The sequence below is a fragment of the Kutzneria kofuensis genome, assembly GCF_014203355.1.
Taxonomy (GTDB): Bacteria; Actinomycetota; Actinomycetes; order Mycobacteriales; family Pseudonocardiaceae; genus Kutzneria; species Kutzneria kofuensis.
In genome coordinates this window covers 8,232,808-8,258,946 of the sequence record NZ_JACHIR010000001.1, presented here as the reverse complement: position 1 = coordinate 8,258,946, position 26,139 = coordinate 8,232,808, and the positions used below count along the sequence as shown (strand labels likewise).

Below are 26,139 nucleotides of genomic sequence, written 5' to 3'. Positions count from 1 at the left end.
CAAGATGAGCCTGCCTCGGTAAGGACCGTAGCGGCCGGCCGTCAGCCCGCGGCTGTGGCGTCGACCTGCGCCTTCGGGGACCGGGTTCGCTTCGCCGACGTCTTGGACGGCGTGTCCGACTCGGTCGCCGGCCGCGCCTGCGGCTGCTCCGATGCGGCGTCGCCCACCTCGGCCACGGTTTCCCGCAGTGCGGCGGCCAACAGGCGCATCGAGGCGGGCGCGCCCGGGTTGAGCAGCACGTCCACCCCCTCCTCGGGCAGCAGGCCCACCAACTGGTCGAGGGTGACCTCCACCCAGGCCGCGACGTCCGACAGCCCCTCGACCTCCGCGATCCGCCGGCTGTGTGCCGGCGCCGTGGCCACCAGCACGCACGGCACCTCGTCGGGCGACAGCACCACCACCGGCGTGTTCTCGGCGTTCACGGCAATCCCGAAGGCGCTTTCCCGCATCGTCGACAGCAGCTGGTCGGCGTCGCCGTCACCGCGCACCACGAGCTGGAGGGTGGCGTCCACGGGATCGGTCGGCGAGTCCGGCGAGGAGGGCTCATAGGCGGGGTTGGCGTGGAACCGACCGGTCTCGCCGTCCTCGGCGACGAACCAGCCACCGACCACGACCTCCAGCGGCGGGCGCGTCGGCTCCCCCTCGCCGGCCTCGGCCTTCGCGGCGTTCTCGGCCTGCCACGCGGGGTCGATCAGGAAGACCCACTGGTCGCCCTCCAGCTTGACGGGGGTCTCCTCGATTGTGCCGGTCTCCGCCATCACAGCCTCCTCGGCCTTCTTACTCGTGTTCATCAGGCGCCCCCTCCATTAAGGAACTGGCGCAGGCTCAGCGCGGGCCGCGGCGACCTCGACGAGACAGTTTCGGGGGAATCATTCACGGGTTCCGGGCCGTCCGCAGCGTGGAACACCTGCCAGCCCGTGTCCGGCGTCAGCACGTCGAAGTCCGGGCCGAGTCGCTGCGGCACGGGCCCCTCCGGGGCGACGACCGCCACGTCGTGCCCGAAATGCCGAGCCAGCACCGACCGGAAGTCCAGTGCGGGGCCGTTCCCGGCGCCGGGAGTCAGCAGCACGACCGCCCGCGCCGCTCCGTCGCCGACGGCGTCGAGGAACGGCTGGGACTCGGCCACCAGCCGGGCCAGCGCGCGGCCGTCCACGCCCCGGTGGGAGCCGTCGGCCAACGACACCTCGAACCCGCGGCTCCCGGCACGAATGTCCACATGGAACACTCCCGCCGGACTGTCCTCGGGCAGGCGCGCGGCGCCGGCGGCGAAGGACACACCGACCATCCGGTCGCCGTCGACGATCTCGGTCCGCTGCACGTCGGCCGCATCGAACCGCCGGTAGCGGCCGAGCCAGTCGGTGCCCAGCAGCGAGGCCGGCGGGGTCGAGAACACCAGCCACCGGCCGCCCCGGGCGACCGCCGTCCGCGACGGGTACCCGATCACCCGCTCCACCAGCTCGCTGGCGGGCTGGTCGGGCGCCAGTTCCACGTCGGTGGTCGGAGCGGTCACCGGCAGCGGGTGGCCGAACTCGTCCGCCAGCGTCCGCTGGAACTCGTAGGCGGCGCCGCCGGGGCCGTCCACAGCCGCCGAGGAGCAGCTGAGCAGCACGATGGAGTCCGGGCGGCGGTCGGCCAACGCGTCCTGGAACAGTTGCGTGCCGGCCACGATCCGCGCGAACGTCGCACCGTCCACCGGCACGTCGGATCCGTCGTTGAGCGACACCAGGACGCTGTGGGGGCGCCCGTGGGCCACCACGTAGAGGGCGTTGCCGGTCCACGGGGCGCGGATGGGGTGCGCCAGGCCGCGGTGCCGTGCCTCGAAGTACCGGCTCTCCTCCGGCGGCAGCTCGACGGTCTCGCTCTTGCCCCGGCCGCGGGCCCACTGCTGGTCCAGTACCTGCTCGTACCGCTTGCCGCGGAACGTCAGCCCGACCGTCTTGCCCTGCTTGACCAGCGGCCCGACCACGACGTCGGAGACCTCGAACTCGCGGACGTGGCCCGACCTCATGGTGCCCTGGAAAGCCAGGGTCTGCGGCCGGGCAGCGCCCTGCCAGGCATCGCCGGCGATGGTGACGGCCCCGTGGTGCCCGAACTCGGCCGCCAGCGCCTGCCGGAGCCCCTCAAGCGCCGCCGTGGGGCCCTCATCCTGCCGCGTGTCGAGCCGGCGCGGCTCGCTCACGTGCAGCACCACTGACCCCGCACCACGACCCGCCACACGCCACGGCGCCGACACCGCCACCACACGGGCGAACGTCGCCCCATCGAGATGCACCGCCCGACCACCCGGCAGCGACACCCGGAACTCACCACCGCTCAGCGCAGTCTCGACGTGGAATGTCCCAGCCCGTGCCGCGCCATCCACAATGGCCGGTTCTCGGCCGGGCGAACGTCCGAACGAGACACCCACGATCCGGCCACCGTCGACCAACCGAGCGGCCCGCACCTCGCCCGGGTGGAAGTAGTACGTGCGCCCGTCCGCACCCACGCCCAGCAGATCCGAACGCTCCGAGGTGAACGTGCGCCACTCGTCCCCGGGGCTGAGGAGCGTGAAGCCGCCCACCGTGTCCTGGTACATCTTCGCGCTGGGGGCGACGACCGGCTGCCGGTGGCCGAACTCGGCGGCCAGGGTGCGCTGGAAGTCGTGCGCCGCACCGCCTTCGCCGACGAGGGTGCCGGCACTGCACACCAGCAGCACGATCGCACGCCGGTCGGTCGGTCCGAGCGCCGACCGGAAACGGTCGAGCGACCCGAGCAGTCGGGCGAACTCGGTCCCGCTCATTCTGATGTCGGGCCGGCCGACCAGGTTGACCTGGAACAACTTGGGCAAGCCATGGGTGCTGACGAAGAACGGGCCGTCGGGCCAGGGCGACGGGACACGCCGGGCGTCCGGGCCGTGGAACACGTCCTCCGCGCTCCGCCCGCTGAGGAGCTGATAGGTCACCTGCTGCTCGGCCGGGTCCCGGCGGGCCCACTCGAGGTCGGTCCGGAAGTCCGCGGCGTCGAAGGTCAGGCCGATGACCTTGCCGTCGCGGCGCATCGGGATCACCTCGACCGCTTCCGGGCCGAACCGGTGTTCCCGCCCCCGGGCGTCGACGCCGGTCAGAACGACGCGGGAAGCCTTGCCGCGGAAGATCGTCCCCGGCGGTGTGTCGACCGGCCGGGGCGGCACGGGCTCGCGCACGAAACCGGCGGCGTGGGCACCGTCCACTGTGGTCACCGGCTGCTCGAGACCGAAGTGCCGGGCCAGTGCGTTCCGGAAGTCGTTCAGCGGACCGCGATCGCCGCTCCCCGGGGCAGCGTCGAGCAGCACGATCGCACTCGGCGACCGGTGCGGGGCCGCGTCGTGGAACGGCCGCGACTCGGCCACCAGCCGCGCCAGCGCCCGGCCGTCGACGATGCGCGTCGCGCCGTTCGCGAGCCTGACCTCGAAGCCGTGCCCGCGCACGGCAGCGTCCACATGGAACGCGTCAGCCGCGAAGCCCGCCGGCAGCCTCGGGGTTCCCCGCCCGAACGAGACGCCCACGACACGGCCGCCGTCCACGATCTCCCGGATCCGCACGTCACCGGGCTCGAAGCGGTGCGGGCGGCCGGCGGCGTCGGCGCCGAGCAGCGCGGCCGGACCCGACGCGAACACCCGCCAGTGTCCTCCGAACAGCACCGCGGTCCGCGACACCTCGGCCCCGGTCAGCCGGTCGAGCGGCGAACCGGCTGAGCGGTCGAGCACCAGCTCGACCGACTGAGTCGCCGCGACCACCGGCTGGCGGTGCCCGAACTCGGTGGCCAGGGTGTGCTGGAAGTCAAAGGCCGCGCCACCGGGCCGGTCGATCGCTCCCGCCAGGCAGATGACCAGAGCGATCGAGTCCGGCCGCAGCTCGGCCAGCGCGTCCTGGAACACCCCTGCCCTGGTGACGACCCTGGCGAAGGTCGCGCCGTCCACAGCCACCTGGGTGCCGTCGGCGAGGGCGACCTGGAACACGTTCGACAGCCCGTGGGTCATCAGGTACAGGGCGTTGCCCGTCCACGGCGGCCGCTCCTGCCGGGTCAGGCCTGCGACGCGGGCAGCGTCATAGGACCGGGCGCCGCCGGGAAGCACGAAGGTGTGGCGACGGCCCGTGCCCCTGGCCCAGCGCAGGTCCTGCGCACGCCCGGCCTCGTCGGGCGTGAAGGTGGCCCCGATGAGCCGCCCCCGCTTGGTCAGCGGTGCGACGACCACCTCGTCGGCCTGGAAGTGCCGGATCTGGCCCGACTCGTCGGTCCCGTGCAGCAGGCCCGACACAGCGTCGCCCACCGCGCTCAGGGCGCTTGGGATCGACCCCGCCCGGAGGATCGGCCCGCCATCCGGACCTGCTGCCTCGATGGCGGGGAAGCGCCGCCAGCGGCCGTCCCAGACCACGGTCAGCGACGGACGGCCCGTGTCGGCATCCTCCGGCACCAGGTCGAGATCGCCGGTCGGGGCGTGGAGGGTTTCCTCCCGGCCGAACCGCTCCGCCAGCGCACGGCCGAAGTCGTGGGCGAACGCTCCCTCGCCCGCGGCGGACGACAGCAGCACGAACCCGTCCACGTGCTGGGCCCGGCCGAACGCCTCCGACTTGACCACGAGCCTCGCCAGCGTGTCCCCGTCGACCCCCGTCTCGCGGCCGTCCAGGAGCTGGATGGCGGAGTGCCGGGTGTCGACATAGAAGGCGTGACCCGTCCACGGCGCCCGCTCCGTGTGCACTCGCCAGGCCCTCATGTCCACCGTGTGAGTGACGCTCGGGTCTTCCGTGCCGGCGGCCCACGACTTGACCGCGCTCAGGTCGTCGCCGGTTCGGAACGACACGCCGACGGCTCGGTCGCCACGTTCCAGCGGGCTCATCGCCACCTCGCTGCGCCGGAACAGCGACAGCCGGCCGGCCGCGCCGGTGCCGTGCAGCCCTCCGCGGTCCCCGCTCAGCTCGCTGTCCCCGACGTCCTCCGGGTGGAACCAGTGCGGCTGGTCGGTGGCCGTGTTCTTGCCCGTCAGCTGTACCGGTGCGGGCTCCGGCACGGCGGCCTGGGACGACGGTTCCGCGGTGTCGAGGGCGCGCCCGTGGGACACCTCGCCCGCGAGCACGACCGGCTCGGGACGTGCCTCGTGGCCGGGTGCCGTGCGCCACCCGCCTTCCTCGGGCACGTGCACGGGCCGGTCGAAGCCGAACGCGTGGGTCAGTGCCTCCCGGAAGTCGCCCATCGGGTGCGGCGCGCGACCCAGCAACACCGGGTTGCTCGGCTTGGCCAGCAGGGTGATCGAGTCGACCGGACCGGCTTCGGCCGCCGCCCGGAACGCCTCGGACTGCGTCACGACCTTGGCCAGTGCGGATGCCTCGGCGAGCAGGGTCCGGCCGTCGGCCAGCCGGAGCCTGAACTGGCCGCCCACGGTCGACGCGTCCACGAGGAACGAGCCCTCGCGTGCCGCGGGGGCCTCCCCGGTGGCGTCGGGCCGGAACGACACACCGACCGTCCTGCCGTCGCGGACCAGCGGGGTGGCCTGGACCTCGGCGGGCGTGAAATGGCGGGTCCGGCCGGTGGAATCGGCCCCGAGCAGGCCCGCCGAACCGGACGAGAACACCCGCCAGTGGCCGCCCTCGATCACCCCGGTGCGGGACGGCACCCGCGGCCGCGGCAGGTCGCCGGTGAACAGCCCGCGCACCCACCGCTTGACCTGGTTTCCCTTGGCGTACTTGGGGTCCTGCCAGAGGTCCACGACATGAGTGGCGCCGACGACCGGCTGCCGGTGGCCGAACTCCGACTCCAGCGTGTGCTGGAAGTCGAAGCCGACCCCTCCCGGTCGGGCGTCCGTTCCCGCGTAGCAGACCAGCAGGGCGATCGCGCGTGGGTCGTCGCGGCCGACGGCGCTGCGGAAAGGCTCGGAAGTGGCCACCAGCCGGGCCAACGTGTCACCGAGCACGCGCAGGCGGGTGCCATCGGTCAGCCGCACCGCCACCGAGTCCGGGTGCCCGTGGGTGCTGATGAAGAACGGCTTGTCCGGCCAGGGCGCCGGGGTGCGGCGGACGTCGTGGCCCCAACCCCGGTCGAAGGTCGGCCGGACGCCCGGGGCGTAGTAGTGCGTGACCTCGTCGGCGGGCACGTACCCCTTGGCCCACGTGCGGTCGTAGCGGAGCTCCTGGTCGGCCAGGAAGCTCATGCCGATCGTTTCCCCGCGCCGGACCAGCGGATGCGTCCGCACGTCCGAGGGGGCGAACCGGCGGATCTCGCCGCCGTCGGTGAGTCCGGCCAGCCCGTCGGTTCCGATCGCACCGGGCAGCGGCCCCAGGTCGCGTGCGGTGTGCTCCAGGCTGCGGAAGCCGAGGAAGAAACCGCCGACGGCGCCGAAGGAGTCCCAGCCGCCGTCCGAGCGCAGTCGGCTGCGGGTCCGCCGGGGCGCGAAGGCCGAGAACGCAGCGTCGACATCCGAGTGGCTGTGCCCGGGGGCACTCGTGCTCTCGTCGGTCTTGAGGGGCGCCTCCGGGTCCGGGTCGCGCAGGCCGAGCGCCTCCAGGCCCGCGCGATTCACCTCGAGCAGGATCGGCTTGTCCGGCGCGGTCTTCAGTGGCTGGCTCCAGGCCTCCGGGGCGCGCTTCGACCGGTAGCCGGGCGTGACCTCCCACACCGGGTGGACCTTGACGAGGTAGCGCCGGTCGCCGCCGTCGGCGCCCTGGGTCTTGTCGGTGCTGCTGATCGTGGCGCTGTCCTTGACCGTCCACGGCAGGACCGGCGTGGTGATGTCGGCGAGCGGGATCGTCGGACGGCTGCGCACGTGGTCCACGCTGACCGCGCGCAGGTCCACAGAGGCCGCGACGTTGACCTCGCCGCGCCGGTCCGCGGTGATCTTCACCTCGTGGTCGGTGCGCAGTTCCTGTTCGACGGGCTTGTCGAGGACCCGGAGCAGCTGCCGGTCCACGAGGTCGGCCTTGATCCGGACACTGGACACCGCGTCGCCGTTGACCTTGATCATGTAGCCGCGGTCCGACAGCAGCGTGGGCAGGTTCGCCCGCAGCGCGGTCGTGCTGCCCGCCGCCCGCACCTGGTGCTCCGCCCGCGGGCGCAGGCCGGGCCTGCCGTCGCCGCCGGAGACAATCGTGTCCAGGGCGTGGTGGAGTTCGGGTGCGGCGAACGGCCGGACCACCAGGACAGCGTCGTCGGGCAGCACGGCCTGGTCGTTCGCGCGCTCGAGGTCCGCCAGTGACCCCTCGGCGCGGTCGAGGATCTTCTCCGGTTCCGGGTGCGGCGGGACGGTGTCCTCCGCCGGCACCGTCGAGCGGACCGCACCGGCGAGCGAGAAGCTGGTGGTCCAGACCTCGTCGACCGGCCGAGGCCCGGGCTTCGGCATCCAGTCCGGCAGCACCTTGCTGTAGTGGCCAGCGCGGGCGTAGGGGTGCACGTCCATCGTGATGTGCAGGTCGTGCACGAACTGCACGGCCTCGCCGGTCCGCTCGGTCTTCACGCCCTCCCGCCGGGACAGGCTCACCTCGGTCTTCGTTCCGGCGCGGTGCGTCAGGCCGGGCCCGCCCGCCATCAGGCTGCCCGGCTGGCCCGACTTGCTCACGTTGCCGAGCAACCGCAGGCCCACGTCCCAGCGCCAACGCCGCAGGTCGCTGGTGCCGGCGACGTGCTCGGCCTCCATGCTCGTCTTCTCCACGGCCTCGCTGATCGTCCGGTGGTACCGGCCCTCCCCCAGTTCGGCGCGCAGCACGACAAGCTGCTCGACCTTGCCGAACGGGGTCGCGCCCTCGACGAAGACCGACCGGCCGCCGGTGAGCATGTCCTCGATCGCGGCGTCGGCGACGCTGCCCGCGAGCGTCGGCCCCAGCACGTCCTGCACCAGGCGTTCGTTGATCGGCTCGAACGGGTGCCGCGGCAGCAGCCGGTCGTACGGGCCGACCAGGGTCTTCGCCGCCAGTTCCAGCCTGCTCGTGGACAGCGCACCGCCGTTGTTCCCGGTCCAGTGCCGCAGCCGCTCCTCGACCTGCCGGACCAGTTCGGCGCCGGCGGCCAGCCGGTACAGCTCGACCTTGCCCACGCCGCGGCCGACCTCGGCGGGCGCCCCCACCGGCTCGTGGTCGTCCTCGTCGCGCCGCGGTGCGGCGGCGGGTCGCTCCTCGTGCTCGGCCTGCTCCGACTGGGCCTGCGGCGACGCGGTCCCGTGGGGCGACTCGCCCTCGGCGGACGAGTGCTCGGAGCCCTCCGCGATGTCGGGCATGCGCCCGACATCCGAACGGCGCGGCGCCGGCCTGGCCGGCGCCGCGGCCCCGGGCTCGCCGGGCAGGTTCGTCCGGTGGTGCTCGGCGTCGGCCGGGTCGAGCTTGGCCAGCTCGGCGTCCGACAGCGCGCCGATGTGGTGGATCTCGTGTGCGGGCACCCACACCCGCACGGCATCCGGCACCTCCGCCCACCGCTGCCCGCGCAGCGAATCGTGCTCGCGCCAGAACCCGACCACGTCGCCGAAGTTGCGTCGCACGTCCGCGCGCACCTCGTAGGTCGCGTCGAAACTGACGAGGTAGCCGCGTTCGGTGTGCTCGTGCTCGGCCTTCACCGGTCCCTTGCCGCCCACGAGTATGCCGTCGGTGTGCTGCTTGCCGATGCCCAGGCCGAGGTCGGCGCCGGTGGAGAACACACCCCTGACCGGCTCGGTGCGGAACACGCTGAGGCGCGCCTTGGTCTCGGCGGTGGTCTCCGCGGCGTTCTCCCGGGACGCGTCGATCTGGCGGGTGCCGTGGAAGGTGTGGGCGTCGTCCTTGGCGACGATCCGCGGGGCGCCGAGCCGGGTGCTCAGGTCCACCCGGGCCGTGTGCTCACGGGTGCCGAGCAGACCGGGGAGGCTGTGTGCCTTGAGCCGCAAGGTGTCCTGGAACAGGACAGCCGACTCGAACCGAGTGGCGCGCGCGACGGGGCTCGCGAACTCCTCCAGCGCGTCCAGGGCGACATTGCGCTCGTCCAGCTGCCCGAGCTGCCGGTCGTAGCGCCGTCGGCCCTTGTGCTCGTCGAACTGGGGCGGCAGCGTGCCGCTGAACGGGATGGTGAGGACGTGGCGCCATCCGCTCTTCGGTGGGACACCGACGAGCTCCGCGATCGCGTTGCGCAGGCCGGGGACCGGCTTGAGCGTCTCGATCTCGAAGCCCGCAGGCAGCTCGCCCAGCGAGTGGTCCCGGTCGGCGGGCAGCGGGCCCTCGTGCCAGGTGACCGGCTCGTCGGCCCGGCTCGGTTCGGTGTCGACCGGGACGTCCTCGCCGCCGCGCAGCGGGGCGTCGATCTCCACCGTCCCCGGGCTGTGCACGACCCGGCGGCCGGGTTCGTGGCCGTGCCGCCACCCGGCCGTATCCGGCTGGGACCAGCGGCCGCCGATGCGGACCTCGAAGCGGGCAGGGTAGGTGAACCGGTGCACCTTGTCCCCGTCGGCGATGTCCCGCTCGATCGCGACCTGCTGCCCCACCTTGTCGATGTCGCGGCTCGTGTTGTCCCGGCTCAGCGTCAGGCTGCCACCGGTGGACACCGCACGCGGCTTCTTCTTGTGGTCGGCGTCGGCCGCCCCGGCCACCGCCCCGGCCGCCGAGAACATGTCCGGGTGGCCGTCGCGCGCCGCGCCGGCGATGATCCCGGCCGCTTCCGCGTCGTCACCCAGCCCCTTCGGAAGGTGGCTGCCGGCCTTGCTCGCCGTGTCCGGACCGCCGAAGGCGGAGGCGGTGACCCCGAAGCCGCGCTCGGCTTCCCTGGTCACCTCGACCGAGTGGGTGTGGCTGAGCGAGACGAAACCCTCGACGGTCTCCGAGGGCACCTCGCCGACATGCCGTCCCGCGGCCCGGTCCAGGGCGCCGCGGACGAAGACGTCCGGAGCGTGTTTGCGCCAGGCGCTGAGCGGGAAGCGGGCGCCGTCACCGTTGACGATCTCCCGGGCGTGGTCGTCCAGGAACATCCGGAACCGGTCCACCAGCCGGGGCACCTCGGCAGCACGGATCGCGCCGGCGGCCAGCAGCTCGTTGAGCACCGGGCCGACGATGGTGTCGGCGGTGGCCCGGTCCAGCCGGAAGCGGGCGCCGAGTCGGTCGGGCACCTCGAACCGGTCGCCGCCCGGCGGGTCGGCCGGGCGCGGCGCCTCCGGGGACTGCGCCGCGTCGTCCGGCGCCTTGAGCATCTTGTCCTCGGGCCGGAACCACGCGGTCGCGGCGCCGTCGGCGGTGATCACGTGCTCCGCCTCGCGGTGCGCGACCTTGACCCGCTCCGGCCGGTAGGGCCGCACCTTCGAACCGGCGCCGCTGTCCGGCTGGTTGAGGACGTGGTCACGGGCGATGCCGGTGTCGGTACCCGACGCCTTGCGCGTGTCGTCGCCGATCCTGACGACGTAGGTCAGGTCGGTCTGCAGGCGCTCCAGTGTGTCCTTGTAGCTGAACTTCAGCTCGCTGCCGTGGCGTTCGGCGATGTTGCTGCCGGTGATCGTGTTGTCGAAGCGGTTGTAGAAGACACCGGCGTAACCGCCGGTGGGTTTGCTGAGCAGACCGACGGCGAACGTGAGGCTGAAACCGTGCCGGCGGGTGTAGGACTGACCGGAGATGGTCTCGCCGCTGGCACGCTCGGCCCGGCTCGCCACACCGCCGGGCAGGGTGCTCACCTCGCCGCTCCAGCCGGGCGCGGCCTTGCCGTGGGACCCGGCCTCCTCGCCACGGGCCCGCAGGGCCACGGTCACCTCGACCGGCTTGCCGCCGTTGAAGGCGAAGTGCTCCCGCACCGCCTGACCGCCGAACAGCTCGTGGGCTCGGGTCGGCAGTTGTTCCAGCCAGGCCCGGAAGTCGTGGACCGCGGGGTCGCCCTGGCGCAGGCCCGCCTCGGCCGCAACCTTCCGGTAGAGGTCGCCGACGCCGGTGAACTCGGCGTGCGCAAGCGCCTCCACCCGCATCCTGGGCAGTACGGCACGGGTCGGCTCGGGGTACTTCGGCCAGGACAGCTTCACGGCGACGTCGTGGTGCCCGACGCGCTCGACCTTGCGCCACACCAACCAGTCGCGCCGCTTGCGGACGGTGATCCGGTAGGTGACGTCGTGCTCGGCGGTGGTCACCGAGACGTCCTTCTCCTCCAGCTTGATCTTGGCGTCGCGGGAGGTCTTGGAGGTGAAGTCGGACTCGCGCCCGTTGACCAGGCCGCCCAGTTTCGCGCCGATCACCACCCAGGGCAGCGGCACCCGGATGGAGCGGGCGTCGGTGGAGACCGTGCTGCGGGCCGTGGCGATGTTCGTCTTCACCGGACCCTGGACGTGCTCGTGCAGGAACTTGGCGGTCTCCGGCTGCTCGCCGTCCTTTGCGGACTTCGAGTCCGTGGACTCGGCCTTCTTGTCCGACGTGGCGGGCTTCTCGGCCGCCGCTTCGCCGGGCACGTGCTCGGTGGCCGGCTTCGGCTTGCCCACCGACACCACTTCGAGGGTGACCTCGGCCCGGCGGCCGCCGCGCGCGCCGAAGTCGACGACCATGCCGCCGTCGAGCGCCTGCGGGAGGTACTGCTTGAGGCTCTCGTCGGAGAAAGCCGAGTCGACCTGCCGCCGCAGCACGCTGTCCTCGCCGCTTGCCTGCTTGCCGATCAGCCTCGCGATCTCGTCGCGCAGCGCCGCCCCGTCGATGTCACCCTCGACGGTCGGACGGTCGCGCCGCGCCCGCTCGGCCAGATCGCCGGGCCCGAGGAGATCGGTGGTGGCGGGCGTGCCGTTCGCCCCCGGCCCGGCGCCGTCGTCCGCCGGCGCGATCTCGCTGGTGCCGGTGTGCTCGTGGGCGGTGCCGCTCGGCCCCGCCTCGTCATGGTGGGCCTGGCGGGACACCTGCGCGCCAGGCAGGGTGAGGGCGTGCGGCGCACCGTCGCCCAGCAGGCGGTGGAACGGCTCCGCCGCGGCCACCAGGCGGGCCGCGATCTCGCCGTCGACCAGCACGGACGGCCGCGCCGGGTGGACGCCGTCGATGGCGGGCAGCGGCAGCGGCCCGACGACGAGCGTCCGCCACCCCGCCGCGTCCTCCAGCGCCGCACGGTCGACACCGAGCGCTCCGGCCAGCGACCGCGCGTCGGTCGACCACCGCAGCACCGCGAAGCCGTCCGACCACGCCGACCGGCGCGCGCCCAGCAGTTCCACCAGCGGTCCGTGGTCGAGACCCTCCCCGGCCCGGGTCACCACGGTCACGTCGATGAGGCGGCCGTTGTGTTCCAGGAGGGCGAACTCGGCGCCGTCCGCGGGAACGTGCAGCTGCGCGCCGTGCGCGGGGACGATCGCGACCCGCTCCGGCGAGTGCCCGGCATCCGGCGGGGGCAACGGATCGGTGTCGGTCGGGCCACCGTCGCGGCGCAGGCCGCCCGAACCGTCGTCTCCCTCGTCGTCGGGGTGCGAATCGCGGTCGCTCCCCGGCTCGTTCGGACCGTCGAGCGACCGGGGCCCGAACGTGTGCCACCGCGCCGGATCAGGTCCTGAACCGAGTTCCTCGTCCTCCCTGATGGTCTCCAGGCCGTACGGTCCGTCGGTCTGTTCGAAGATCTCCGGCGCCAGGTCCTCCTGCGCCGCGGTCACCGCGACCTCGCTACCGAGACGCTCGCTCAGCGCCCGCTGGAAGTCGTGGCCTCCACCGCCCGGCCAGACCATCTCACCGGTCCGCGAGGCCATCAACGTGATGCCGCCCGGGCGGTTGGCCCGCGCCCGCTCGAACACACCGGCATCCGCCACCACGGTCGCGAACGCCTCACCGGAGACCAACAACCGACGCCCGTCAAGCAACGTGACACCGATCCGGTCCGGGAACGGCGCCGCGGCCACGACGAGGCTGTCCCCGGGGCCGGGGTCGCGCAGACCGTCGGGCAGCTCGCCACGGAAGGACATGCCGACGACCTCGCCACCACGGGTCACCGGGCTGACCGCGGCCTCGCCGGCGCCGAACACGTGCACCAGACCGGTCTCGCCCGTACAGGCCACCTTGTGCGCGTCACCGAACACCCGCCAACGGTGCGCCCCGTCCGCAGCCACCACCGGCACGTCCCGGCCGAGCTCGGCCAACCCGCGCTGGAAAGAGTGCGCCGCACCATCGGCGTGGGTCAGCGCTCCGGCCCGCGACCCGGGCAGGGCGACAGCCGCCAACTCCGTGTGCTTGGTCAGCGAACGGAACGGCGAGGACTTCGCCACCAGCTTCGCGAACGTCGGCCCATCCACCGAGACCGGCGTGCCGTCAGCCAACCGGACTCCGAACCGGTCCGCCGTGGCGTCCACGTCCACATGGAACACCGGACCGTGATCCGCCGTGACCGGCAACGCCACCGGCCGGTCACCAGGGCGGAACGACACCCCCGCGACCCGACCATCGACGATCAACGGCTGCGCGGTGACGTCCCGCCGCCGGAACGACCGCACCTGCCCGGACGCGTCCACACCCGTAAACGAAGAACCACGACCGACAAGACGACTGATCGGGCGCGACAACGCCGACCACCGACCCGGCCGCACCACCGGACCACGCTCAGCAACCGGCACCCCGGCACGCCGCTCGGTGTCGGTGTGGTTCTGCTCGGCCGCGCTCTGCGCATCCGCACCCACCTCGGTGGCACTCGGATGGGCCTCGGTGTGCTCGGCAGCGGGAGCCGGCTGCCACGAAGGCAGGTTCGGATCATGCCGCAAACCACCGAACTCGGCCACATACTCAGCGACCTCACCCGGCTCCGGCTTCGGCGGCATCATCGATGCCAGCGTCATACCGTCGTCGGCATCACCCAACACCTCCGACAACGGCGTGCCCATCGTGAACGTCGCCGCGTCGAAACCACGAATCGGCCCACCCAGCTGCGTCTCACCCGAATTGAGGAACGCAATCGGATCACCCGTGGCCGCCGACACCGTCTTCGACAGCACCATCCCCACCGGATGCGCCGCATCCGCCGGATCGTAACCAACCACAAAACGGCCGTTGTCACCCTCACCCATGCCGCTGATGCTCAGCGCCGCCATCGTGGCGATGTCCTTGTCCGCGCTGAACGGCACGAAACTCGTGTTACGAGTGTCGTAATCCGGAACCGGGATCACACCCAACGGCGGAATCTCGCCATCCTGCACCCGATGCCACGTCGGATGCCACGACCCAATACCACGATACAGCGTCAAACCCTCGCCAAAATACCGCCTGACCTGCTCAAACACCTCCCGCCGCTCACGCTCGCCCAGATTGTGCACGGCATCGACACTGACGAACACGTCATGATTGACAAGCTTGTAGAAACCCTCCGCACGACGCGCCGGCTCCACAAGTCCACCACCGAAGTCCAACAACTCCGAGTGATGCCCAGCAACCGCCGACGCCTCCTGGTGCGACCGCGACGCCGACTGCCCCTGATCCTCAGCGACATGCTCACCAGACCGGCCATGAGAACCCACCGGCTCGGACGGCCGTGTGCCCAGGAAGTCGGCCAGCGTCACCCGCTGCGGCGGCGCGGCCGCGACGCCGCGTTGCCGCACCGGCATCGGCGGCCGCTTGGGCGTCTCGTGCAGCTGCGCGCCCGCTCTCCGGGCGTCCACAGTGGCCGGAGGCTCGGTCCGGAAGCCCGGCCCCAGCGGCCGATCGTCACGGGTGAGCGCGTTCGACCGCACACCCGTGGAAACGAACGGACGCTCCCGCGGCCCGTCGCCACCACGCGGCGAGTCACCGTCCAGGCGAGCGGGGCCGCCCTCACCCTCCGGGAACGTGCGCCACTCGCCGCCGTGCAGAACCGTCCGGGAACCCCCGTGCTCGTCGCCCGGGATGAGGGCGAGCGGGCTGGTCGGCGCGTGCACGCGGCCGGAGAAGCCGAACTCGTCGGCCAACGTCCGGTGGAACAGTTCCGCCACCGGGCCACCGCGTTCACCGGTGTGCGAGACGAGCAGGGTGACGTCGTTCGCGCCGTCGGCCAGTGCGCGACGGAACGCATCCGACTCGGCGACGAGACGCGCGAAGGCCGGGCCCGCGAGGACACGATGGCCCCGGCCGATGTCGACGACGAACAGGTTCACATGGGTCGGCGCGACGACGAAGAAGGTCCGGTCTGACCACGGAGCCGGGCGCACGTCCAGGTTGCCGGCCGCCATGGCGTCGCCGAGTTTCTGCCTTGGCGCCAGGTGGACGGTGCTGTCCCGACCGCCACCGGCGGCCCAGGTCTGCTCGGGGGTCGGGCGCGACGAGAACGTCAGTCCGATGACCCGGCCGTCGGCCTCCAGCGTGTGCTGCCTGATGTCCCGCGTGGCGAACCAGTCGCGCAGCCCGGTCCCGCCGTGCCAGCCCGCCACCAACGGCCCGTCCGCGAGCACTCGCGAATCGTTGCGATCGGCGACGAACGTGCGCCACTGCGCGCTGTCGGGCAGGCCTGCGACGGGACGGCCCGTCTCGTGGTCGAGCAGCAGATCGAGCGGGCCGCCCGGCGCGATCACCGGCTGCCGGTGACCGAGGTCGCCGGCCAGCTCGACCCGGAAGTCGCGCGCCGCGCCACCCGGTTCCGCCCGCTCGCCGGCGCGGCTCACGAGCAACGCGAACCGGTCGACGCGGTCCCGCACCGGATGTCCGTCCGGACCGATGCCGTGCATGATGTCCACGAACGCGCGGGACTTGGTCATGATCTGCGCCAGCACGCGGCCGTCGACCCACACGCGCTCGCCGTCCCCGAGCCGGATGCCGCAGCCGTCGGGCCTGCCATCGGCGGCGACGAACACGGTGTGGTCGGTCCACGGGGCGCCGGCGTGCGGTGCGGCGGCGCCCTTGTCGAACCATCCCTGGACATGGGCACTGGCCTGCTGGCCGTGGAACGACACGCCCACCTGATGGTCGCCGTGGTAGAGCGGGGCGACGTCCACGTCCTCGGTTCGGATCAGGTGGCGCAGCCCCGCGTCGTCGACGCCCGGGAACACGCGGCCCGACAAGTCGTGCCGCGCCCACTGGCCGTGGTCGAGGCGCAGTTCGGGCGTGCCGCCGGCACCCGCCTCCAACCGGACCCAGCCGGTCGGGGCGAACACCGGGGGCACGCTACCGAACTCGTGTTCCAGGGAACGGGCGAACTCGAGGGAGTGGTCGCGCGGCTGCCCCGGCATCGGCTGGGACAGCTCCCCGGACTGTCTGGTCAGCAGCGCCAGCGCCTGCGGGCGGGCGGTGGCCATCGCGTCCCGGAACGCCCGGGTGTGGGCCAATACCCGGCCGAAGGTCTTGCCGTCGACCACCAACGGGCCTGCCGGCGTGTGCACGACCATTCGACCGCCCGGCGCGGGCTCGGCGTCCACCAGGAACGTGCGGTGCGGCCACGGCGCACTCCCGGCGGAGGCGCCGTGCCCCGCCCAGATCTGCCGGCGACGCAACTCCGCCCGGTCGGTGCGGAACGACACGCCCACCGTCTTGCCCGCGCGGACCAGCGGGGTCGCCTCGGCGGTCCGTGGGTCGAACGCCCGCCAGTTCCAGAGGTCGTGGCCGATGACGTCGGCGTCACCGGAGGACAGCACTCGCCAGGTGCCGCCGTTGACGATGGCAGTGTTCCACTGCCCGCGATACCGGCGGTTGAAGGACATGGTCTCGGTGGCCGCGACCACCGGCTGCCGGTAACCCATCTCCTGGAGGGTCTGCTGCAGGTCATACCCCGCGCCACCGGGCGCGTCGTTCTTGCCGACCTCGCACACGATCAGGGCCAGCGCCTCTGGGGCGTTGCGGTTCACGATGTGGCGGAAGGAGGCGAGGTCGTGCAGCACCTTGCCGAAGGTCTCGCCGCTGAGGAGAACCTCGCGGCCGTCGGTGAGGTGCAGGTGGAAACGCTCCGCGTAGCCGTGCGTGGTCACGTACAGCGTGTTCCGGGGCCAGGGGGACTCCATCACGTGCGTGCGGTTCTCGGCCCTGGCGTCCTTGTGCTCGGCCGAGTAGATGTCGGTGACCCCGCCGAACACGGAACGGACCAGCTCCCGGTCGCCATGCAGCTCCTCGCCCCGGGAGAAGGTGATGCCGACCGGGGTGCCGTCCTTGTCCCGCAGGTGGCGCACCGGCACCTGTGAGGTGTGGAACGTCGTGGGCGCGTTCGTGTGATGGTCGATCGCGGGCAGGGTGAGGCCCTCCACGACCTTCGCCGGCCGCACACCCTGTCGCCAGTTCGTGTGGGCGCGCCGCAACGATGCCAGGGGTGGCCACTTCGCGGCGACACCCGGCGTGACGACGTGCTCGGTGACCTCCTCGTCATGCCCGGTCGCCTCTGACAGGGCCTGCTCGAACTCGTGTGCCAGGGCGCCGCCGTGTCCAACCAGCAGCGTCACCGACTCCGGGTGCTCCATTTCGAACGTGCGGCGGAACATCTTCAGGTCGTGCAGCACGTGGGCGAGCGTTGAGCCGTGCACGGCGACCTTGGCGCCCGAGGACAACGTGAGGTGCACCTGGTCCGACTCGCCCTGGGCGGCGACGGAGAAGGTGTTGGACGCCAACGGGGTTGAGCGCTCCGCACCCACCTCGAAGGTCACGCCGACCGTCCGGCCGTCCCGCACCAGCGGATAGGCCCGGACCTCGGAGGACCGGAACTTGATCACCTTGCCGGTGGCCAGGTCGACGCCGGTCGCGGCGACGCGGTTCACGGCCTTGGCGCCGCCGCGGCCGAACCACGACCCGATCCGGCGGGTCACCGCACCGGGCAACGGGCGGATCCGCTTCGTGGACGCCGCGCCAGGGTCCTGAGTCGGCTCGTGCTCGACGGCTGCCGGCGGCTGCCACGCGGGCAGATTCGGGTCGTGCCGTAGGCCGCCGAACTTCGCGACGTACTCGGCGACTTCGTGCGGCTCCGGCTTCGGCGGCATCACCGCGCCCAGGGTCATGCCGTCGTCGTCACCGCCGTACACCGCCGACAGCGGTGTGCCCATGTCGTACGTCGTCGCGTCGAAATCGCGAATCGGCCCACCGACCTGGGTCTCACCGGGATTGATGAACGCGATCGGCTCACCGGTCGCCGCCGACACCCGCTTCGACAGCACCATTCCGACCGGGTGCGTCGGATCGGCCGGGTCGTAACCGGGCACGAAACGACGGTCGTCGCCCGCACCCATGCCGGTGTGCCCCATCGCCGCCATCGTGGCGATGTCCCTGTTCGCCGTGAACGGCACGAAATTCGTGTTGCGGGTGTCGTAATCGGGGTGGGGTCTCGTGCCCAGCGGCGGAATCTCGCCGTCCCGCACCCGATGCCACGTGGGGTGCCAGGACGAAATGCCGCGGTGGACGGTCAGCCCGTCCCCGAAGTACTGCCGGACCTGGTCGTACACCGCCTGGCGCTCATGCTCGTCCGGATCGTGCACGGCGTCGACGCTGATGAACACGTCATGGTTGTCGAGCTTGTAGAAGCCGCCCTCTTGATGCGCCAGCTCCACCAGGCCACCACCGAAGTCCAGCGGCTGCGAGTCGTGGCGGACGGCCGCGGGGGCTTGCACACGGGACGGCGCGGTCCGGATCGACGGCTCGGCGGCGGTTCGCTCCGGCAGCGTCGAGTCGTGCATCGGCTCGGACGATCGGCGGCTCGCGGAGCCGTCATGACCGTCACCCGGTGCCGGCGGCAGCTGGCTCTGGTCAGCTGCGGGCTCCTCGGCGTGAGGATGGTTCTCGATTCCGTCGGAAACGACGTGGCCATCGGCATCGACGGGCCACCGCTGCCCGGTTCCCAGGTGGACGACGGAGAAGCCGCCCGGCAGCCGGTCGGCGAGGTCGCCGTCCAGCGGCACGACCCGGAACTCACGTGTCGCGGCGGGCGTGCCCGCCAGTTCGAACACCTGGTGTGCCTGCGGCCCCGCCTCACCGGAGTGGTGGGACACGCGAACCCGCAGACCTCGCAGCGAGCTGTCGGCATCGATGCCGGTCAACGGCAGGTCGGCGCTGACCAGCGACCCGTCGTGGTCGAACCGCCATTGCGCGAGCGGAGTGAGTGACGCCCGGCTTCCGTCGAACCGCCAGGCCGCGAGCGGGGCGTGCCGGGTGACCACCACACCGGAGGTCTCGCCCGAGCGATCCCGGACCGGCACCGCCGTGAACCCGTCGACAACCGGCTCGCCGTCCCGGTCCACCACCAACGGCAGCCCGGCGCCGTCGAACAGCGCGAACCGGTCCGTCCCCGGCAGCCGTACCTCGTACGACTCCAGCTGCCGCTCGGGGCCGAGATTCCACCGGACATCCCCCGCCGCGGCGGTGATGGTCACTCCCCCGTCGGGCTGCGGCACGACCACGCGGTCCGGCACCGGCGACCTGTCGGCGTCCACGACGTCCAAACGGGACACCTCGCCGTCGGGACCATGCACCGACCGCAGCCACAACCCGTCCGGGGCCGGCCCCGGCAGCGGCGGAAGCGCTTCATGGACGGCCCGCTCGCCGGCCAGGGGCAGCTCGTAGTGCCACAACCGGCCGTCGGCGTCGAAATGCCACTCGCCGACGTCCGGCAACCGCACCACCAGGCCGCCGTCCGCGGCCGGCGAGAACTCCGCCGTCGCCTGGCCGGACGGCAACCCGTCCCGCTCGGCCAACCGCGGGCCTGCCACGCCAGTTGGCGCCTCCAGGCGCACGACACGATCTGTGCCCGACAACGCCACCGTGCGGAACAGGAACCGACCATCCGCAGCGAAGTGCGACGCGCCGACGCCGTGCCCGGTCACGACGAACCCGCCCCGCTCACGAGGGATCACCAACACCCCGGGAAGCGGCGCGCCGTCCACGTCCACGACTTCCCAGTGCGATCCCTCCGGCGACCCCTCGGTGGCGCTCTCCCGCAGTCGCAGCCCGTCCACGTCGAGCGGCAACTCCCGCAGATGCGTCACTTCCACGACCGCGTCCAGCGAGAACCGCTGCTGCAACGACTCCTGCCAGTCGTTCGTGTCCGGTTCGGCCGACGGCTCGACGACCGCGGCCTCCTCGTGGTGGTGCTCGACGGGCGTCGTCCACGCTGCCGCCAACTCGGAGTACGTGACTCGCCGACCCGGCACCTTCACCTGGGCCACCAGATCCACCAGCCGCTGCCGCGCCGCCCGGTCGACGGCGGCATCCTCCGCCGCGCCATCCAGTCGCCGCACCAGCGCGTCCAGATGCTCGGCAGTGACGGGTGCTTGGCCGCCGAGTTTCAACGTGCGGCGGGCCAAGTCCGCCGTTCGGCGCACGGCGGCCAAGCGGTCCACGCTGATGTGTTCCGGACCGCCATGGATGTCGCTGGTCAAGCCGGCCAGTTGCCACACCTGCAACCCGGTCTTCGCCCCGATCCGGGCGGCCAGCGGCTTGAGGTCGTCCCGCCGCAGCAGCGGACCCGACTCAGCCAACCGCTGCAACGCGTCCCGGCGCCGGGACGCCTCCGCCTGCGCCGCCACCGGCTCGCCCGACTCCCGCACCGGGAATTCCGGCAGCTCCTCGACGGCCTCGATCAGCTCGAACCTGATCCGCGTCGGCTCCCGGCCGACGGTCTTCTCGGCGGTCCGGCGGTCCGCGATCGCCATCCGGGCGCCGGGCAGCAGCAGCACCTCCTTCTCCTCCGGCGTGGCCGACAGGAACGAGATGTCCCGGCCCCAGTTGCCGGTGAGCCGGGCGTGGATCAGCACGGGGTGGGTCAGCGGGAGCCGGGCCGCTGCGGCCATGAAGTCAAGAGCCTTGTCCTCGACGCGGCTGAAGCTGGCGAAGTCGTCGAGGGAGATCCGCGAGCCGCCGAAGGTCGGTGAGATCAGGCGGCCGATACCCGACGTGAGGTCGCCGATCGAGCGAGTGCCCCGCCACACCTCGCCGCGTGCCGGCGGCAGCTGCGTCAAGGCGTCCAACACCATCGCGGTGTGGGCGGACATCTCCTTCTCCATGGCGGGCAGCAACGCCTCGACGGCGGCGTCGAGCGGCTCCTTCAGGGCCGCCGCCTTCTCCTCGGCCTCCTTCTCGATGTCCGGCAGCACCGCCTCTGCGGCGGCGTGGAGCCACTCCCTGTGCTCCGCCAACTGCTCCGGCGTCATGTTCTGGTGCGGGATGTCCGTCAGCTCGCGAATGCGTGGCTTGTCCCCCAGCTCGGCCGGCAGTGGCGTCGGGCCGGCGGCGTCGAGGTAGGCGTCGATGTGCTTCGCCGCCTGGGCGACCGTCATCTTTCGCGGCGCGTTCGCCAGGAGGTCGCGGATCGTCTCGTCCTCGCGCAGCGCGACCGGCACGTCCTTCAGCGTCCGTTCGCCGGCGAGATACATGTCGAGCAGGCGCCTGGCCTGGAACCGCAGCGCCGCCGCCCTTGTGCCCGCGGACCGGAACCTGAGCAGCACGTTCATCAGCGGGAAGGCCGGGCCGGTGTAGACGATGAGGGCGGCGAAGTGGGCCGGGCTCAGCCGCTCCAGCACCTGCCGGGCGGTCATGTTGTTGTCCCGCAACCATTCCGCGGCAACCAGGGTCGCCTCGTCGCCAGGTCGCTGGTCGACGAGCTGTTCGATGGTGGTGCGGCGATGCTCGGCCAGTGCGAGCGCTTCCGTGCCCGGCTCGCGGAAACCGCCGTCCTCGAGCGGGCTGTGCAGCTTGGCCCAGTACGCGGCCTCGTGCGGCAGCATGCCGCCCAAGCCGACGCGTTCCCGCAGTTCCGACAGCCGCACGCCGGGAACGGACCGGTACATTCCGGCCGCGTCGGCCGCCGTGTGCCCGGCCGGCGACGGCAGCACGTGCGCCGCCCGCAGCCCCGCGAGAACGTCCTTCAGACCATGATCGGGCAGCATCGAGCCCAGCACCGACAGCGCCACGCCGTCCGGGTCCGGGTGCACGACATCCAACAGCTTGAACGCGTTCCCGACCTTCTCCGCCGTCGCCGTGTTCGGCTCCGACAGCGGCGGAGCCTGTCGACGCAGCGTCGGGACGTCCAGGCCGAGCCCGTCGGCCCGCTCCCAGTCACCCCGCTCGACGATCTCCGACAGCAGCGACGTCAACGTCACCGGCGAGTCGTCGAAGGCGGCGTGGGAGAACGCCGCCATCAGCTCCCGGACGTCGCCCCGCCCCAGCAGATCCTGCAGGTCGGTCGAACTGTTCTTCAGGAACATCGCGGCGACCTCGTCCCCGCGATCGGGGAAGGCGGCGGCCAGCACGTCGAACAACCGCGACACACCCAGCCGCGCCGCCCGCAACGCCCGGGGGTGATTGGCGGCGAACGTCCCCAGGTTCGCCTCGAACTCCTGGGCCTTCAGGTCGTACGCCACATCCTCGTACAGCGTCCGCAGCGCCTCACTGCCGGCGACCGACGGCGGCTCCACCACCGGCCGGCCCCACGTCTCGCGGCCGGCCAGCGGCCGGCCGGCCTCGTCGGACACCGTCAGCCGCCCGTCCGGCCAGATCCGCGCCGTCAACCGAGCGTCCGCCACCGGATCGCCGTTGAGGTCCAGGCGCGCGGCCTCGACCTCGATCGGGTTGCCCCGGCTGGCGTGCCGGCGGTCCACGTCCGCGTAACCGGTCAGCCGGCCGTGCTCGTCCCGCAGCGGGACGGTCTCCGCCTCCACGATCCCGTTGCCGGGGTCGACCACCATCCGCTGCCGCGGGGCGTCATTGGGCGCCGCGGGCCGCACGATCACCCGGCCGTCCGGCGCCCGTTCCACCGTCCAGTCGTCGCGCGCCGCGCCGCGCGGGTCGACGAGCCTAGGGACGTCGTCCGGCCCCAGCACGTCGGTTCGCAGGTACGCCTCGCGGTACACCGGCACGTCCCGGACCGTGAACGTCCCTTCCTGCCCGAAGTGGTATCGATGCCCGCTCATGACATCGGTGACGACGAGCGGGCCGTACACATGCTCCGGGGAGTCCGACGGCACCGCCGCCACCTCGAGGTCGGCCGTGGTCGCGTCGTCACGGGAGAACTGGTACGACAGGTTCTCCTGACCGGAATCGTCCCAGGAGCGCAACGCCGCCACCCGCAGGTCCGGCGCCATCGACGCCGGCGAATCCGCCAGCTGGAACTCCCGCAGCGTCCAACGACCGTCCGCGTCGAACGCCGTCCGCAGTCCCGTGCCGTTGTGCAGCCCGACATGCCAGCCCGAGACGCCGTCCGGCATCACAGTGAAGCCACCCTGGACGGGCGAGCCCTTGTCCAGGTATGCCTGGCGCGCGGCCTGCGCATTGTGCAGCAACCGGTCGTACGCCGCCGACCGCAACGCCACCGCGCCCTGGTGCAACGAGTGCGGCGGAACCCCGGCCCGCACCGCCTGCCTCCTGGCCTGTGCGATCAACCGCTCGATCCGCACCAGGTCCGGCTCGCCGGGACCAGCGTCGCCGTGCAACACCTGGTCGAGCGCGGACCGGGCCGGCTGCGCCATGGCCGGGCCGTGCGGGCCGGAATCGTCCAACGAGGACACCGGATCCGGCCGGCCGGTGCGGGACGGGTCCGCGGACAGCGGGTGATCACGCACCACCGGACCCGAGTCGATCGCGTTCTCGATCGCCTCCAGGTACCGGCGTGGCACCCCGGCCTCGGGCGTCCGGGTGATGTCGGCCATGATCCCGTCGCTGGCGGCCTTCGCCGCGGTGTCGCGGAACAGCGAGTCCGGGTCGAGGTACGTGTCCGGCAGACCGACGAAGTGTCCCAGCTCGTGCAGAACCAGCAGATCATTGCGCCGCGCCACCTCCGCCAGCGCCTCCGGCCCCAGCTCCGGCCCCTCGTGCGACAACCGGAAATGCAGCTGGTCCGACCGCTCGGGCACCGACGGCATGCTCAGCTCGATGGCTTCCCGACCGTCAGCGGCCGGTGTCAGCCGCAGGTCCACATGCAACTGATCGCCCGACCTCGGCAGCAGCAAGCCGCCGTTGAACTGCCGGTCCACCGCGGCACGCCACCGCTGCACGAGCACCGGAAGCATGTCCGGAGTGGTGCCCTCGCCGAACCGCACGGGCAGGTTCAGCGTGAGGCTCCGCACCCAGCGGCCGTCATCGGCTTGGACACGCCGCACCCAGGCACGGATCAGCGTGTGACGACCGGGCAGCAAGCCGTCCCCGGCGGGCACGCCCTGCGTCGGATCGAATCGCTCCGTCCGCAACTCGCTGCTCGGTGCGCCCTCCCGGCGGTGCGACCACTGCTCCGGCCGCACCGGATCCGGTACCGGCTCCACCAGCTCCGGTGGCGCGTCGCCGACTTCGGTCCGTTCCACCGGCGCGTGCGACGTCGCCATGGCCCGTTGCGGCCGGGTGTTCCATTCGGCGGCCAACTGCGAGAACGAGACCCGCCGGCCCGGCACCTTCAGCCGTGCGACCAGATCCACCAACCGCTGCCGCGCCTCCCGGTCCACGGCAGCGTCCGTCGCGGCGCCGTCCAGCCGGCGCACCAGCGTGTCCAGGTGCTCGCCGGTGACCTGTGTGTCGGTGCCGAGCTTCACCGTGCGCCGGGCCAGATCCGCCGTGCGGCGCATCGTCGTCAGGCCGTCGACGGTCAGGTGTTCCGGCCCGCCGTGCACATCGCCGGCCAAGCCCGCCAGCTGCCACACGTCCAAACCGGACCTCGCACCGATCCGCCGGGCCAGCGGCTCGAGATCCTCTCGTCGCAGCAACGGACCGGACCCCGACAACCGCTGCAGCGCATCCCGCAACCGGACCGCGTCCGCCGGATCGTCCGAATCCCGCACCGGGAACTCGGGCAACTCCTCCACGGCCTCGATCAGCTCGAAACCATCGGCCCGGTTCCCCTCGTCGGCGATCCGGCGGGAGGTGATCTTCATCCGGGCGCCGGGCAGCAGCAGCACCTCGCGTTCGCTCTGCTGCACGGCGAACACCGAAATGTCCCGGGCCCGGTTCCCGGACAGCTTCGCCCGGATCAGCACTCGGTGGGTCAGCGGCAGCTGGGCTTGCTTGTGCATGAAGCGTCGGGCCTCGCTCTCCTCCCGGCTGAAACTGGCGAAGGCGGTGAAGGAGAGCTTCGAGCCGCCGAAGGTCGGCGAGATCAACCGCCCGATCCCGGACGCCAGATCACCCACCGAGCGTGTGCCGCGCCACACCTCGCCACGAGCCGGCGGCAACTGCGCCAACGCGTCCAGCAACATCGCCGTGTGCGCCGCCATCTCCTTCTCGATGGACGGCAGCAACGCCTCGGCAGCGGCGTGGACGTCCGTCTTGTGTTCGGCCAACTGCTTGGGCGTCATGGCCGACGTCGGCTTCATCAGCAGATTGCCGAGCAGCGGATCGTCCGCCAGCGTGGACGGCAGGATCGGCAGCCCGCCGTCACCGGGGTCGAGGTACTTGTCGAGCAGGCCCTTGATCTGGACGCCGAGGGCCTGCCGGCGCACCCATGCGCCGCCGGACTTGAAGTCGAGCAGCACGTTGATCAGCGGGAACGCCGGGCCGGTGTAGGCGACGAAGGCGGCGAAGTGGGCCGGGCTCAGCCGGTCCAGCACCTGGCCGGCGGTCATGCCGTTGTCGCGCAACCAGTCGGCGGCGGTCCGGCCCAGCGGGTCGCTCGGGTCGTCCCGGAGGCGTTGGAAGGCGTCCCGGCGCCGCTCGGCCAGCCCGAGCCCGATCTCTCCGGGCTCACGGAAGCCGCCGTCCGCGAGCTCGGCGTACAACTTGTCCCGGTACGCCGCCTCGTGTGGCAGCATGCCGTCCGCACCGACCCGCTGCCGCAGCTCCGCCAGCGGCACGCCCGGGATGGACCGGTACATCTCGGCCGCGTCGTCCAGCGGATGCCCGGCCAACGACGGCACCACATCGGCCGTCTGCAGGCCCGCGAGGATCTCGTACAGCGAATGATCCTCGGTCGGCAGCATCCACCCCAGCAACGACAACGCGAAACCGTCCGGATCCGGGTGAGCCGCGCCCAACAGCTTGAACGCGTTGCCGAGCTTCGCCGCCGTGCCCGACACACCGGCGAGCAGCGGCATGCCCCGCTCGTCGTGCACCTGCCGGTACAGCGAGGAACCCGGGTCCATCGCCCAGTTCGTCTTGCCGGACACCACACCGAGCGGCAACTCCGGCCCGTGCTCACCCGGTCCGAGGTCACCGGCCCGAGGGTCTTCGATGACGGCGGCTTCCTGGACGACCCGGGTGATCCCGGTGATCCGCCGGTGCTCGTCGCGGTGCACCTCCACGCCGAGCACCCCGGGAGCCTGGCGCAACTCGTCCAGCACCGGCTCGCCCCGCTCGTCGAAGCGCAGGTCGTCCAGCGCCACCGACTCCGTCCGGAAACCCATGACCTGCA

The 26,139-nt window shown here is 72.3% G+C and carries 2 protein-coding genes (1 of these 2 only partly in view); both read right to left on the bottom strand.

The genetic code is table 11. From position 1 onward, the window contains the following. Window positions 1–41: 41 nt before the first annotated feature. Window positions 42–791 carry a type VII secretion system-associated protein gene (locus BJ998_RS37380; protein ID WP_221338258.1) on the bottom strand — a complete coding sequence of 250 codons (750 nt, stop codon included), beginning with the start codon at window positions 789–791 and terminating at the stop codon, window positions 42–44. Beyond that, window positions 791–26,139, bottom strand: the 3' portion of a protein-coding gene (locus tag BJ998_RS37375; RefSeq protein WP_184867996.1) for a WXG100-like domain-containing protein. It continues 12,745 nt past the right edge of the window; 25,349 of the gene's 38,094 nt are visible here — the last part of the coding sequence; its start codon lies beyond the right edge, outside the window — the gene reads right to left on this strand; its stop codon occupies window positions 791–793. Before BJ998_RS37375 ends, BJ998_RS37380 begins: the two co-directional genes overlap by 1 nt.